Genomic DNA, 14,982 nt, shown 5'->3' with positions numbered 1-14,982 from the left:
AACCGCCATAGTTGCATGGCCTTATCCACAAAGGATTACAGGGGAAGCGCCGTTCGTTTTTTGTCCGGAAATGGACGATAAATGCCCGGAAATGAACAATCACGAAGGCTGCTGAAGGATCACGCACACGTCTTCTGCATCTCTCAGGGCAAATTCCAGCGCACCCCAGGGCTGCAGCTTTATTTCCGGTAAATTGGGATGCAGTAATTCAGGGTGACTTCCTTTCACCAACGCATATGCCGCTTCTATATCATCGGTTTCCAGCCTTATTTCGGGTCTGTCTTTGATAGCCCATTCATGACTTTCAATGAGGTGGATCACCAGGTTATCCCGCTTGATGATGCAAAACGGCTGTTCCCCGCTGTCATCACGGTAAGCCTCCGAAAAGCCCAGCGTATCCACAAATAGCTGCAAACCCACATTCATATCCGAATAAAAGATATTCGGGATCAGTTTGGTTAGTTGCATATGCTCAATTTTTACAGAAAAGTAAATAATAATTCATCAATTCAGTAGCTTTGAAACCATGAAAGATTACAAAAAACATTTTATACTTGCTGCCCCGCCTGAAGAAGTATATGCGGCACTCACCAATCCCGCCACCATTCAGCTGTGGACAGGCGAAGTAGCTGAAATGTCGACAGAGCCGGGTTCTGAATTTGCTTTATGGGAAGGAAGTATTGTGGGTAAAAACCTGGAATTTGAGCAGGACAAAAAAATTGTGCAGCAGTGGTATTTTATGGATGATGAAGAGGAGGAAGAAGAAAATCCATCGATCGTTACCATCAAACTGCATCCATCTCCAAAGGGAACAGATGTGGAGCTGAAGCATGTTAATATTCCGGATGAAGCCTATGAAGATATTATTGCGGGCTGGAATGAGCAGTATTTCGGCTCGCTGATAGATTTTTATAAAGACTAAAATAAATGGAGCCGGCTAAAAATGTGAGCGTACATTTTTAGCCGGTTTATTATCCTCTTGTCTGGTAAGGGAAGCTGCTATCCAGCCATTCAAAGTTCATTTCTTTCTCTACAATTTCGTGCAGGGCCACGTTGGTCAATCTCCCAAAATTATATACCGCTTCTATAATCCCTGCCTGGTGTGGTGTCAGGTAAGGCGCATGTGTGCGCAGGAAGTTGCTGCAGTTTTCTTTCATATTACCATGTGCAATCAGCGAAGGGTTCCTGGGATCCAGGTCTGTTACTGCTTCCAGCATTTGCAAGAAGATAAAGTCCTGCAGGTTTTTAGCCAGGATACAGGCTTCATTGGAATCATGAAACACCTGTACAATAGGCACATCGTCGCCGTTTTGCAGGTTGTAGTAAAAAGCGAACCAGTCGCCGGCGCCGCTCATGGCAAAGGGAACAAACTGGTGTACGGGATCTGCGAAGAGCAGTCCTTCATCCATTTCTTCGTCCACCGTGGTCAGGTCCATTATTTCAAGATCGTTGGCATATAACAGTAAAGGCGGTGCGGTTTTGATAGCAGGGTATACTTTATCCAGCCAGTCTTCCCCAAACTCCCCCCAGTTCAGCATACCATCCTTATATAATTGTTTATAGAGCGTTGGATAGGTAAATCCGTAGTCTTTTTCAAGTTCCTCCAGCATAGATTTTCTTTTTGCATCCCGATTGGACCAGCAAAATAGCTAAACTTTCGGAAAAACCCGTTCGTTCTGTCTTTTCAGTGGGTTCATAATAAAAGAGAGCAGGCTGCCATCTTCTTTTAATTCCACCACCCGGAAGCCGTGATAGCCAACTCCCCAGCTGCCGCCTACGTGTCCGTCGAACAGGAAGGGGATGGGGCAGTTGTCGAGCATTTTAACGCTGTCCTGGTCATGGTCATGTCCGTTAAAGATGGCCCTGATATTAGGATACTTCCGGATCAGTGTTTGGAATTCCTGGCAATCCAGCCCGTTATCCGTCCATTTTACCGGGGTAATATGTATGAAGATGAATATGTTTTGCGCCGTTTTGTATTGTTCCAGTTTTTGTGCGAACCAGTCAACATCGGGGCAGATATACTTTCCTTTTTCATCGGCGGTGTTGCCGAGGAGGATTACGTGGTTGCCCATTACAATGTCGTGATTAAGCGGCATTCCCCATGCCTGTTCCCAGGCGGCAGCGGGCACCATGTCGTGATTTCCGTGGGTAACCAGCAGTTTGGGATGCAATTGTTTCAGTTTGGCGGCGGCGGGCAGCAACAGGGCGGGATCGTTGTGGATGATATCTCCGTTGAGCGTAAAAAATTCGCAGGGATACTGTTGCTGGTATTGGTTAAAGGCCGTTTGCAGGTCCAGGAAATACTGATCGTAATTGGTTTTAGGTTCTCCATAGTGCCAGTCGGACCCAACCGCAAAGCGGAAAATGGTTTTACTGTCGAAATGCCGTGGCGTTACGGCGTTCACTATTTTACCACAGGCAGAAATTACTACTGCTGCGGATACTCCTTTTAAAAACAGGCGTCTGTTCATCATAAAATAAAAATAAACTTTCCGGGCAGTCAATTATTTCATTGCCAAATGCTTAACCAAAATATAAAATTATATATACGCCGTGACAAATTCAAAACTTTCAATCCGTTCAGAAAGAATTGTAATAATATTGTTAAAGTGTAGTAAACGAGCAATTTATTCTCCCTGCATAAGTGTTTTGATTGTAACTTTGCACCTCGAATAAAAATGGGGTTATGTTTAGAAGCAAGAGTACAGCTGGAACAGGTCCGGATGTGGTTTTAATCGGCGCCGGGATCATGAGCGCAACACTTGGAATGCTCCTGAAAGAGCTGGAACCTGAGTTAACCATTGCAATTTTTGAACGACTGGACGTGGCAGCTGCAGAAAGTTCCGATGCATGGAACAATGCCGGCACAGGACACTCCGCATTTTGCGAGTTGAACTACACGCCACAGAAACAGGATGGATCAGTAGACATTAAAAAAGCGGTGAACATTGCAGAGCAATTTGAAGTGTCCCGTCAGTTTTGGTCCTACCTGGTAGAAAATAACATCATTTCCAATCCTCACAACTTTATACAGGCTGTTCCCCATATGAGTTTTGTTTGGGGAGAAGAGAATGTGGACTACCTCAGAAAGCGCTACAATGCGCTTCAGCAGTGCCATCTGTTTAAAACGATGGAGTATTCGGAAGATCCGGAAAAGCTGAAAAACTGGATGCCCCTGGTTATGAAAGGCCGCGATGCCTCCCAGAAAGTAGCGGCTACCCACATGGAAATGGGTACAGACGTGAACTTCGGCGCTTTAACCCGTGCCTTGTTTAACCATCTCGAAAAAATGGATGGTGTGAGTATGCACTTCAACCATGATGTGCGTGACTTTAAAAAAGAAGACGACGGCAGCTGGACCATCAAGGTGAAAAACCGTGGTACCCGCGAAAAACAATCCATCAACACAAAATTCGTATTCATTGGCGCCGGCGGCGGCTCCCTGCCGTTACTGGAAAAGTCGGACATTCCGGAAGGAAAGGGTTTCGGCGGTTTCCCGGTAAGCGGACAATGGCTGCGTTGCAATAATCCTGAAATAATTGAACAGCACCGTGCAAAAGTATATGGCAAAGCCTCTGTGGGCGCGCCTCCTATGTCGGTGCCGCATCTCGATACCCGCATGATCGACGGACAAAGAGCTTTGCTGTTTGGCCCTTATGCCGGGTTCTCCACCAAGTTCCTGAAAAATGGTTCCTTCATGGACCTGCCTTTATCCATCAAAGCCAACAACATCGTTCCAATGGTGTCTGCCGGTTTGGATAATATTCCGCTGACCAAATACCTGATTGCACAGGTAAGGCAAAAGCCGGAAGACAGGCTGGAAGCGCTGAGGGAATATTTCCCCGAAGCCAAAATGGAAGACTGGGAACTGGAAATTGCCGGACAACGCGTACAGGTGATTAAAAAAGACCCTGAACATGGCGGCATCCTGGAATTTGGTACTGAAGTAGTAAGTGCTGCCGATGGTTCCATTGCGGCCCTGCTGGGTGCTTCTCCGGGCGCTTCCACCGCAGTATCCATCATGCTGAACCTGCTGAAACGCTGCTTTAATGAAGACGTACAAACAGAGGCATGGCAGATCAAACTGAAAAAAATGATCCCTTCCTACGGACAGTCGCTCCTGAACAATCCTGCCCTCTGCGATGAGCTGCGTACCTGGACCACCCAGGTGCTGGAACTACGCGAAATGGAAATGGCACAATAATATTCCGTAGTTGGATATTTTATTCCCTCCCCCGGGAATAAAATATCCAACTAAAAAAATACCAGCTTCCGGTAAAATCAGCCCATTCCGGACCAGTTTTTTTACAGACATTTATGTGAATTCAACAAGATCAGCGCGTTAAGCGCTTATTTTTACACCTGTTTTGCAATCGTTTGCATAACCGTAATAACTTCCACATATGTTTATGAAAAAACTCACACTATTCCTGATGGTGCTGTTATCTGCAGCAGCTCTTCACGCACAGAACACCCGCGACCAGCGCATGCAATGGTGGCGCGATGCCCGCTTTGGCATGTTTATCCACTGGGGCGACTATGCCCTCCTGGCGGGCAACTACAAAGGACACCAGGTAGGCCGCGGCGGCGAATGGATCATGAACCGTGGCAAAATACCCGTACTGGAATACCAGCAATTCGCCAAACAATTCAATCCCGTTAAATACGATGCCGACGCCTGGGTAAAAACTGCCCGGGACGCAGGTATGAAGTACATCGTGATCACCGCCAAGCACCACGATGGTTTCGCTATGTTCAAATCTGCCGCCAGCAAATGGAATATTGTGGATGCCACGCCCTACGGTAAAGATGTACTGATCCCACTGGCAGCGGCCTGTAAGAAATACGGCATCAAACTGGGCTTCTACTATTCACAGGCGCAGGACTGGAATAATCCCGGTGGCGCCGCCGCCCGCAAAGTGGCCACCGAAGGCTGGCCCAACCCCGACTCCGCTAAAATAGACGCCTACACCCAGGCTAATACCGGCCACTGGGACCCGCTGCAAACCTCCGCTACCATGTCGGACTACATCGATAAAGTAGCCGTGCCACAGGTAAAGGAACTCCTCACCAACTACGGCGAAGTAGCTGTGCTGTGGTGGGATACCCCTACCAATATGACAGATGAATACGCACAAAAATTACAGGATGTGCTGAAGCTGCAACCCAATATCATTACCAACGACCGCTTAAAAAGACCCAACTTCCCCGGCGATTATAAAACGCCGGAACAAAAGATCCCCAATCAGTCGGAGCTGGATGGCCGGGACTGGGAAACCTGCATGACCATGAACGGGACCTGGGGCTATAAAGACTACGACCATAAATGGAAAAGCACGGAAACACTTATACGCAACCTGGCAGACATCGCCTCTAAAAACGGCAACTATCTCCTGAACGTAGGCCCTGATGCGCTGGGGCAATTCCCGGAAGGCAGCCTTACCGCCCTGAAAGGAATCGGCCAATGGATGAAAGTAAACGGCGCCTCCATATATGGCACGCAGGGAAGTCCGCTGCCAGCCCTGGAGTGGGGACGCTGTACCCAGAAAATAAAAGGCACCAACACCACGCTGTACCTCCACGTTTTCAACTGGCCTGCCGATGGTAAACTGCATGTTCCCGGTGTGAAAGGAACAGTGAACAGCGCCCACCTGCTGGCAAACGGCAAACAACTCACCACTACCCGCAACGGGGAGGAGCTGGTGATCAATGTGCCTGCAACGGCTTTGGACAATATTGACACGGTAATAGCGGTGACGCTCTGATAGGGTGATCGCCTTCGGCGATTTTAAATTGTCCTGGAGCAGGATTAGGCTGATTACCCTTATTTCACTGATTCTATTTTTGGGATTTTAGCGGAGATTGTCTTTCTCAGGATTACACTGATTTTGCTGATTGACTTTTTGTGATTTTGGGAGATTGATGGGGATAACAGGGGTTGAATAAAGATTACTTCAGGATTGCCTGGGAAATGCTTTATTTATACTTAGCATATGCTTAGCACATGCTTAATACATGGAGATTCCCCGGAGGAGACGTGGAGGGGACGTGGACTTGATCATAGAACCCTTTACCACAGGGCTTTACAGGCGAAAAGGTGCAGGGTGTTTATGCAGGCACTGCCATATAAGCGAAACGGAGTACCGACGTACCAGAAAAAATACGTGAGCGGCATTAATCAATGTTATTAAATGCCGCTCACCTTTTTTAATTATTTAAGGAATAGCGATGGTAAAAGCTTCTTAATTTCACTGAATCTTCCAAAAAAACTATAAAAAGCTAAAAATAAAGAGAAAATACTGGATACTAAATTAAAATCTGGTCAACATCTATCTTCCAAAAATCCATCCAAAATCACAAAAAGTCAATCAGCAAAATCAGTGTAATCCTGAGAAAGACAACCTCCGCTAAAATCCGCTACCCTACCACTCCACCCAGCATACTGAACAAAATAATACCCAGTACCAGTAGCGTAATCCCCACATAGAGGTAATCTTTCTCTATTAAAAAAGCGATCACTGAAAAGGCTATACGAATAATGGGCGTGGCAATTAATAACACAATCCCCAGCTGGATAATATTCATACCCTTGTTTTCTATCACGCCCTGCCAGATCCCCGGCAGGTTGGTCAGTCCTTCCCTGACACCGGTGAAGTCGCCATAGGAAGGCTGTTCATGACCATGACGAACGAGGTAAATCACACCGCCAACAAACACGATGATACTGGAAACAATAACGCCTATACGTAGTTGTTTGCCTATAAGCTGCTGGATATCTTTATCCCGGAAATACTTTGAGAGTGCCTGTTTCATGGTTTATAATTTTCCGGTTATGCCGTTGTAGATCATTTGTAATGCCAGGAAGCCTATTACTACGCTAAAGACTATACGCAGCCATTTCACATTGGCGCGTGTCAGCAAACGGGAGCCGGCAAAAGCGCCTGCCAGCACGCCCAATACTACCGGCATGCATAATCCCGGGGAAATATATCCCCGTTGCAGGTATACCACGGCGCTTGCCGCGGCAGTAACGCCGATCATAAAGTTGCTGGTGGTAGTAGACACTTTGAAAGGAATACGCATGATATTATCCATTGCCATCACTTTCAGTGCGCCGGAACCGATGCCGAGCAAGCCTGACATAACGCCGGCGAAGGTCATCATAAAATAGCCACCGGGTACGTGATGCACCTTGTAGTTGACCACACCGCCGGCAGACGGATAGCTCCCGTTGAGCCGCAGCTGTTCCGCCGCTTTACTGTCGCCCTGATCTGCGGGGAACTCCATTTTCTTCCGGAAAGACATCACGGATGAAAAAATAAGGACCAGTCCGAAAATAATGGCTACTACATTGGTGGGCATATACACGGCTATCAGCGCGCCCACTACGGCCCCGGTGGTGGTGGCAATTTCCAGGAACATGCCCAGCCGGATATTGGTGATGCCCTCCTTAACATACGCTGAGGCCGAGCCGGAAGAAGTGGCAATGGAGGCTACCAAAGCGGCGCCTATGGCATACCGGATATCGACGTGAAATACCAGGGTTAGCAGGGGAATGATCACAACGCCGCCGCCTAAACCGGTCAACGATCCCAGCAGGCCAGCCAAAAAGGCCCCGCCGAGGAGGATCAGGGTGAATGATAAAATCGTCATAAGATGGTTTGGTTGGTTTTAGACCGGATATCCGGGAATTACAAGTACTGCCTGATATCTGATGTTTACAAAAGTAAGCAGAATATGATTCTCGCAATCCGGCAATCTATAAGTAACTTGCAGCCTGACAATTAATCGTTTTTTATGATAAAGGTGGGTGAATACAACCTGTTAAGGGTGAAAAAAGAAGCTGATTTTGGTGTGTACCTCGAAGGCGTGGATCAGGAAATCCTGCTGCCAACAAGGTTTGTACCCGACGGTACCCGTATAGGTGATGAACTGGAAGTATTTCTTTACCACGATTCTGAAAACCGCCTGATTGCCACTACCCAGCGCCCGTTCGGGATTGCAGGGGATATTGTGATGCTGAAAGCCGTGAGTGTTACCAAACAGGGCGCTTTCCTGGACTGGGGACTGATGAAAGACCTGTTTGTGGCCTCGTCGCAACAGCTTACCCGCATGGCGCCCGGACAGGAATACCTTGTGAAAATATACATCGATGAACTCACCGGCCGCCTCGCTGCCACAGAAAAAATCGACCGTTACCTCAGCAATGAAAACCTCACCGTTCAGGAAAAGGACCAGGTAAACCTGGTGATCTACCGCCGTACCGATATCGGTTACGTGGTAATCATCAACAACCTGCATACCGGTATCCTGCATCACAACGAAATATTCCGCACCGTTGAAATCGGGGATAAAATACCAGGCTTCATCCGCCAGATCAAAGGCGATAAAATAGATGTGATCCTGGGTAAACCCGGATTTAATAAAGTAGAAGACGAGTCAGAAAAAATTCTGCGGCTGCTGCAGGAAAACAATGGCTACCTGCCATATCATGATAAATCAACGCCGGAAGAGATACAGGAATTTTTTGGGATGAGTAAGAAAACATTCAAAATGACCATTGGCAACCTGTACAAACAACGGAAGATCGTGTTTACACAAACAGGTATCAAAGCAGAAGAAGAGGATAAATAATATATCGTCGCCGGTAAATACTTTACGGTATTTACCGGCAACAGGCATTTACTCAACGCCGCTCGATCCTGCTATAGGGAAACCTATCAGGAAAGTAGTTCCTTCTCCCAATGTACTATCTACCGCAATGGTGCCCTTATGCTGAAGAATAATATTCTGGGTAGCCGTTAACCCAAGCCCGGTTCCTTTTGTTTTATTGGTAAAAAAGGGTTCAAACAGTTTCGCCAGGTTCTGCGCAGAAATACCACTACCGTTATCGGTTATACGAACAAATACTTTTTCTGCTTCCTGCCATGTTCTGACGGTAAGCTTTCCTTCACCGGCTTTCATGGCTTCAATACCATTGATAATAATATTCAGGAAGGCAATGAGGATCTTATCTTCATCTGCCAGGATCATACAATCCGGTTCGCACATTTCTTCTATCACGGTGATGGTGCTCAGCTGCATCCTGTCGGCCGCAAGCTGCAACGCTTTTTCCACCAGCACATTCAGCCCCAGTGGCAGCATATTCAGCTCAGACATCCGGGTGGACTGGAGCAGTTCCGTTACCAGCTGATTGATACGATGACAGTTGCGCTCCATGATATCCAGGTACAGGGTGGCATCTTCTGTTTCGGCCACGGGCTCCGTTTTAAGCTGGGACACCGCCAGCAGGATATTTGTCAGCGGATTACGGACCTCATGCGCTATCAGGCGGGCAATGCGCCCGGTGATGGCAAATTTTTCCTGTTGCTGCTTTTCCCTTTCCTTCCGTTTGCGTGCCGTAATATCCTGGATGATACACAGGTATAGCTGCTTTTTTTCATCGAGCAGCGAGGCATTGATCATTACATCGAGCTGCTGCCCCGATTTGCTGCGGAATACATACTCTTTCTGCACTACCCCTTCCTCGCTGCAAAGCTGTTCGAGGAAAGAACTGATCACTGCGTCTTCTGCAAACAGGCGCTGTAAATGGCTGCTGTACAGTTCCGTTTCCTCATATTTCAATACATTGAGTGCTGCCGGGTTAGCCGCCACAATCCTGTGTTCACAATCTGCCAGGAGGATCAGATCATTGGATTTTTCGAAGATGCTGAAATAGCGTTTCTCGCTTTTTTCAACGGCCAGGAGGTGACTGAATTTATCGAGGGTATAACGGATGGCCCTCTCCAGCAAGGCGGCATTGATCTCGCTTTTCACAAGATAATCGGACGCACCGGCCAGCATCGCTTCCTTATCTATGTGGTAGTCGCCCTTCCCGGTAAATAAAATAACGGGGGCTTTATATCCCAGGTTGCGGAAATGATGCAACACATCAATACCTGTATAAGCGCCAAGACGATAATCTACCAGGTAAAGATCGTGCGCGCGGGCTTCAATGGCCAACAACCCTTCTTTGTAGGAAGAAACCCACTGTAAAACGTATTGATCGGGCGAAATGTCCTGTAATAAAGAGTTTACAAGGAAAAAGTCATCTTCGTCGTCGTCGATCATCAATATATGCTTCTTACCATTTGTTGTCATAAGTGCCACAAAAGTTAACCTATCTCCACCAATAATCATGCACTAAAAAAGTCAGGTATCAATGTGGGCATCTGTATCCTTCAAAGCCACATTCCGCCGGGGAAGAAACCAGGCGGGGATCAGGGTGATGAGCAGGATAAACAGGGAAATATGAAAACCCTGCTTCAGGGCCAGGTGGTGTGCATAATGGCCTTCATGTCCTGCCAGCACATATTTATTATACGCAGCCTGCGTAACAATGGCCAGCACCGCAATACCAATAGCCCCGCCCACCTGTTGCATCAGGGTACTGATGGAAGACGCCATTGTTACCTCACTGGGGCGTACTGCGCTCAGTGTGGCGGCGTTCAGCGGTGCCAGTAAAAGACCCATGCCCAGCCCTCTCACCGTCATGGTTATGATCACACTGGAAAGACTACTGCTTTTATCCAGCAGGGCAAACAGGTACATGGATACTGCCAGCAACGCAATGCCCAGCATGGATATTTCCCTGGAGCCGTGTTTATCCGACCAGCGCCCTGCAAAAGGCATCATTGCCGCCATGAACACGGAATTGGGAAGGATCAGCAACCCCGACATTCCTTCTGAAAAGCCCATCTGCTCCTGCAACAGGAACGGCATGAGGAATAGTCCGCCAAACAGCGCCGCCGACCTCGAAATAGTAACGAGGATACAACTCACAAAAGAATAATTGGCAAACAGGTCCAGGTTAATGATAGGCTCTTTTTTATGCTTGTCTATCCAGATAAAAACAGCAAATGCGATCAGCGCCACAGCCAGTGTAGCCAGTATTTCGGGAGAAGTGATCCCTACTACTTCTGCCCGTGCCACCCCGTATTGCAGGCAAACCAGGAATATGGTAAGCGCCACAAAACCGGTAAGATCAAAAGGCAGTTTCAGCTTGGGCTGCTTACGCAGTATATCCAGGTAGCGGAAAGCGAGGATTACTGTAATGATGCCGATAGGAATGTTGATATAGAAGATAGAAGGCCAGCCAAATTTTTCAGTAAGGATTCCTCCCAGTGTGGGTCCCATAGCAGGGCCCACCAGGTTGCCGAGGCCCCACCATCCCAGCACGGTACCACGTACCCTGGCCGGGAACACGTAGGAGATAATGGCCATAGAGGTAGGCGCCATAGCCCCGCCTCCCAGTGCCTGGACCACCCTTGCGATAAGCAGGCTATCCAGGCTGGTAGACAAAGCGCACATTAAAGACCCTAACGTAAAAAGGGAGATGGCGCCAACATAAAGATTGAAAAAGCCAATCCTGTTTTTCAGCCAGTTGGTAAGTGGCATCAATACGGAAAAACTGAGCATGTATACCGTAATTACCCATTCAATTTCGTCGAGCGTACAGTTAAACTGCTTGCTCATAACGGGAAGGGATATATTAACGATGCTGGAGTCTATCCCGGCCATAGTGGTGCCCATAATTACCACTATGAGGATGCCCGTCCGGTTGATATCTCTCATACCTGGTCTTTCAAAGGTTTAAGCATGGCCATCCTCATTTAATTGTGAGAGTTGCTGAAACAATTCTTTTTCCTTGTCGGAAAGCTTTGCCGGTATATGTACAATTGCTTTGATGTATAGATCCCCGGCTGTTCCGCTGTTGTCGTATGCGGGCATTCCTTTGCCTTTCAAACGAAAAACCTTGCCGCTGTCTGTTCCTGCCGGAATATTCATATTCAGGGAAGCGCCCGGTGTGTTTACGGTTAGTTTGCCTCCCAGTACGGCGGTATACAGCGGCACTGCCAGATCGGTATAAATATCTTTCCCTTTCAGTTCGTATTGCGGATGTGGCGCCAGGTGCACGGTAATGAGGAGGTCGCCGTTTTCGCCTCCTTTGCGGCCGGGATTTCCTTTTCCTTTCAGGCGGATCACCTGGCCCTCATACAATCCCGGCTTCAGCTTGATATTGAGCCTGCTGCCACCTACTTCCACCTGCCGGGTGGCGCCGGTATAAGCATCTTCCAGGGATACATCCATTGTTGCCTGTACATCGCGGCCCCTGCCGGGGGTCTGTTGTTGGCGGCGGCCGCCGCCTGCGCCTGAAAACCGGCTGCCAAAAAGCTGTTCGAAGAAATCGGAGAAGTTGCCTTCGCCGCCGCCGAACATATCACCCATATCGCCGCTGCCATAAGAGTAGGTGCGGCGCTGTCCGCCCCCACCACCAAACTGCGACCAGTCGTAGTCTTCCGGCCGGCCTCCGTGCTGTTCATAATGTTTGTAGTTTTCGCCAAACTGGTCATATTTCTTGCGCTTGCCGGCATCACTCAGCACTTCATAGGCTTCATTGATCTCTTTAAATTTATCTTCAGCGGCTTTATCACCGGGATTTTTATCGGGATGATATTTTACCGCCAGTTTACGGTAGGCTTTTTTAATCTGTTCAGCTGTTGCCGTTTTCTCTACTCCCAGAATCTTATAATAATCCTTTACATCCATAGCTCTAAAACATGTTAATATGATAACTTGTTTTATGAATTTACGAATTAACCCGGAAAAAATAATTGGTGAACAGCTACGGCATAGCCGTTACCGTTCACCATTACGTTTCAGGCGCTGCTGATTATTTACCGGAGTAGATGTTGGCATTCAGCTTACCGGAAATATACTGGATGGCTTTCTGCGCACGTACGCTGTTGCCTGCTTTATCCAGCGGCGGTGAAAAAACAGCGATGGCACACCTGCCGGGTACCACGGATATAATACCGCCGCCCACGCCGCTTTTGCTGGGCAGCCCTACTTTAAACATCCATTCGCCTGTGGTTTCATATAACCCGGTGGTACCCATAATAGCCAGCACTTTAGGTACATATTCCTCTTTTATCAATCTTTCTTTGGTAATAGGGTTTACGCCGCCATTTGCCAGTGTGCCTGCCATAATGCCCAGATCGCGGGTAGTTACGCCATAAGAACATTGCTTTGTATAAAAATCGCAGGCATATAATGGATCATCATACATATAGCCGTATGACTTCAGCAACATAGCAATAGCCTGGTTGTGCTGGTTGTTAGCCGCCTCCGATTTATACAGTTCATCGAGGATAGAAAGCTGGCGTCCTGCAAATTTTGCGAAGTATGCATCCACTTTTTCCCAGGCACCGCTGTGGCCAAAATGGCTGGTAAGCAGGCTGGTGGTGGCCATTGCGCCGGCATTTACGAGGGGGTTGGATGGTTTTTTGTCATCCAGCTCAATAGCCGGTACAGAATTAAAAGGCAGCCCGGTTTGACTGGCGCCTACTTTCTCCAGGATCACGCTGTCGCCAAAAATCTCCATCGCCATACACAGGGTGAATACCTTTTCTACTGATTCAATTCCAAACTCAAATTTAGTTTCTCCCACCTGGTATACCTGTCCTTCTTTGGTAACAATCACAATACCATACATCGCTGCATTTGCCCTGTCGAGAAAAGGGATATAGTCTGCATTCTTACCCGATTGCTCATTTTTGAATAAGTTGTAGGCTTCATTAATAACCGCGTTATAATCAACCGGCTTTGCATGCTTCTGGGAATAAGCGCTGGTAACATTCAGGGCGACCAGCAGGAGAAGCGCAACGATAACTTTCATGATTATTTATTTTTATGCAGATGATCAGAATTTGAAGAATGCACTGAACTGGGCGCGGACATCATCACCGGATGCATCATCCGTATTTACCCGTTTCCCATACAACACTTCACCAGCTATCTTAAAGAAAGAAGTGAAATAATAAGTAGTGTTAAAAGAACCGTAGTGCGTTGCTTTCAGTGTGCCCACGGGCATATTGAGATCCGGAGTATTCAGTTGCAGGTAACCATACCCGATAGTAGATCCCAGGCTCTTTGTCCAGAAGTGGTCGAAGTACAGCCAGGTAGCCAGCATACTGATATTGCTGATGCTTTTATCATTGGCGGCGGCGTATCCGTCGTATCCCTGCCCGCTGATGTCTTCGCTGTATTTCGCATAGCCGCTGCCGTAGGCAAACTGGAATTTCACATCATCGTTTTTAGAGAGGTTAATATTTCCGGAGATATTAAAGGCGCCGCCCATGCTTGTTTTCGTATCTGCGTCACCGTTTTTATAATCGATTGGATGCAGCAGGCCGGACAACCGTACATGGCTGGCGTTCTTTACACCAAAGGTTTTCTGAAAGGCGGCTGTTACATCGGGATAAATGGTTTTACTGCTCCAGGTGGAGGGAATGGAAATATCGCCACCGGGTTGTTCGGCAGAAACGGAGAAAGTCATCGACTCAGACAATGCCTGTGTAAAGCGCAGCTGTACCTGGCGTGTCCATATGTAGGAGTTGGGCCCCCAGTAGTCCATGATATTCGGCCAGTTGTCGCCATCCATAAAGTTGCTCCAATACTGGCCGAAAGTCCATTTACCATGTTGGATATAAGCATGGCGTAATCTTGGAGCGCCGGACAAATTACCCCACAGATCAAATTCCAGCACGGCTTTGAGGGCGCGTCCTTTAGCGTCCGGGGCGCCAAAGGCGGTAAAAGCAAAACGGGACTGCCTGATTGTAAAGGCCGTGTTACCATCACTCACCGTGGGAACGGTTATCGTAGATGGCTGCATGGCGTGTATGTTACCTACTTCACTGAAGTCGTGGATAAAATCTGCCTGTACATATCCGCTGAACTGTAGCCGGATACCCTTTACGTCTGTAAAAAGAAACCCCTGCGTTTTGCCGCCTTCAATCATGTTACGGGTCAGCCCCTTACCGTTTTCAGCCGTATCTGTTTGTGCATGCACCTGCAACGACCAGGTGAATACAGCTATAACGCAAACGGGTAAACGCAAACACAAAGGGAAGCAACGGGTAAATGTATCTGTCACAGGAT

Annotated in this window: 14 protein-coding genes; 4 read left to right on the top strand and 10 right to left on the bottom strand. The window is 47.8% G+C overall.

Translation table 11 applies throughout. The annotated features are described in order from the left end of the window. Positions 1–99: 99 nt before the first annotated feature. Positions 100–468 (bottom strand): hypothetical protein, encoded by a 369-nt coding sequence (locus PV783_RS06545; RefSeq protein WP_420987464.1) that lies wholly within the window; start codon positions 466–468, stop codon positions 100–102. A gap of 58 nt (positions 469–526) precedes the next feature. On the opposite strand from PV783_RS06545, the gene PV783_RS06540 reads away from it, so the two are divergent. Beyond that, positions 527–922 carry an SRPBCC domain-containing protein gene (locus tag PV783_RS06540; protein WP_079469530.1) on the top strand — a complete coding sequence of 132 codons (396 nt, stop codon included), beginning with the start codon at positions 527–529 and terminating at the stop codon, positions 920–922. 49 nt (positions 923–971) lie between these two features. On the opposite strand, the gene PV783_RS06535 is transcribed toward PV783_RS06540, so the two are convergent. Beyond that, a complete protein-coding gene (locus tag PV783_RS06535) occupies positions 972–1,610 on the bottom strand; it encodes an SMI1/KNR4 family protein (RefSeq protein ID WP_079469531.1) in 639 nt (212 codons plus the stop codon). A 39-nt stretch (positions 1,611–1,649) separates the two neighbouring features. After that, positions 1,650–2,477 (bottom strand): metallophosphoesterase family protein, encoded by an 828-nt coding sequence (locus tag PV783_RS06530; protein ID WP_420987463.1) that lies wholly within the window; start codon positions 2,475–2,477, stop codon positions 1,650–1,652. A gap of 212 nt (positions 2,478–2,689) precedes the next feature. Between PV783_RS06530 and PV783_RS06525 the strand changes: the two genes are divergently transcribed. Together PV783_RS06525 and PV783_RS06520 are read left to right on the top strand one after the other, a co-directional pair. Next, positions 2,690–4,207 (top strand): malate:quinone oxidoreductase, encoded by a 1,518-nt coding sequence (locus tag PV783_RS06525; protein WP_111576860.1) that lies wholly within the window; start codon positions 2,690–2,692, stop codon positions 4,205–4,207. Between the two features lie 205 nt (positions 4,208–4,412). Then, positions 4,413–5,768 carry an alpha-L-fucosidase gene (locus tag PV783_RS06520; protein WP_420987462.1) on the top strand — a complete coding sequence of 452 codons (1,356 nt, stop codon included), beginning with the start codon at positions 4,413–4,415 and terminating at the stop codon, positions 5,766–5,768. Positions 5,769–6,420: 652 nt separating this feature from the next. Here PV783_RS06520 and PV783_RS06515 read toward each other — a convergent pair. Together PV783_RS06515 and PV783_RS06510 are read right to left on the bottom strand one after the other, a co-directional pair. Further along, the gene (locus tag PV783_RS06515; protein ID WP_420987461.1) at positions 6,421–6,816 is read right to left on the bottom strand and encodes a DUF1634 domain-containing protein; all 396 of its coding nucleotides are present in this window, start codon (positions 6,814–6,816) and stop codon (positions 6,421–6,423) included. Between the two features lie 3 nt (positions 6,817–6,819). Beyond that, positions 6,820–7,656, bottom strand: a complete 837-nt coding sequence (locus PV783_RS06510) for a sulfite exporter TauE/SafE family protein (protein WP_079469535.1) — start codon at positions 7,654–7,656, stop codon at positions 6,820–6,822. Between the two features lie 144 nt (positions 7,657–7,800). Here PV783_RS06510 and PV783_RS06505 point away from each other — a divergent pair, with 144 nt between their 5' ends. Further along, positions 7,801–8,637 carry a CvfB family protein gene (locus PV783_RS06505; RefSeq protein WP_363431279.1) on the top strand — a complete coding sequence of 279 codons (837 nt, stop codon included), beginning with the start codon at positions 7,801–7,803 and terminating at the stop codon, positions 8,635–8,637. Positions 8,638–8,685: 48 nt separating this feature from the next. Here the strand turns inward: PV783_RS06505 and PV783_RS06500 are convergent, their stop codons facing one another. The 5 genes from PV783_RS06500 to PV783_RS06480 all read right to left on the bottom strand — a co-directional run bounded on the left by PV783_RS06500 (position 8,686) and on the right by PV783_RS06480 (position 14,977). After that, entirely contained in the window at positions 8,686–10,143 is a 1,458-nt protein-coding gene (locus tag PV783_RS06500) for an ATP-binding protein (RefSeq protein ID WP_420987460.1), read from the bottom strand. Between the two features lie 51 nt (positions 10,144–10,194). Beyond that, complete coding sequence (locus PV783_RS06495) at positions 10,195–11,616, bottom strand: DHA2 family efflux MFS transporter permease subunit (RefSeq protein ID WP_420987459.1); 1,422 nt, start codon at positions 11,614–11,616, stop codon at positions 10,195–10,197. A gap of 18 nt (positions 11,617–11,634) precedes the next feature. Then, positions 11,635–12,591 (bottom strand): DnaJ C-terminal domain-containing protein, encoded by a 957-nt coding sequence (locus PV783_RS06490; RefSeq protein ID WP_420987458.1) that lies wholly within the window; start codon positions 12,589–12,591, stop codon positions 11,635–11,637. Between the two features lie 124 nt (positions 12,592–12,715). After that, positions 12,716–13,720: a glutaminase A gene (glsA, locus tag PV783_RS06485; protein ID WP_420987457.1), complete on the bottom strand. Its 1,005-nt coding sequence runs from the start codon at positions 13,718–13,720 to the stop codon at positions 12,716–12,718. Between the two features lie 24 nt (positions 13,721–13,744). Then, the gene (locus PV783_RS06480) at positions 13,745–14,977 is read right to left on the bottom strand and encodes a DcaP family trimeric outer membrane transporter (protein WP_420987456.1); all 1,233 of its coding nucleotides are present in this window, start codon (positions 14,975–14,977) and stop codon (positions 13,745–13,747) included. Between the last annotated feature and the right edge of the window lie 5 nt (positions 14,978–14,982).

This window comes from Chitinophaga sp. CC14 (assembly GCF_048957795.1).
Taxonomy (GTDB): Bacteria; Bacteroidota; Bacteroidia; order Chitinophagales; family Chitinophagaceae; genus Chitinophaga; species Chitinophaga ginsengisegetis.
The sequence above is the reverse complement of the archived record's forward strand: the minus strand, read 5'-3'. Positions and strand labels throughout refer to the sequence as shown.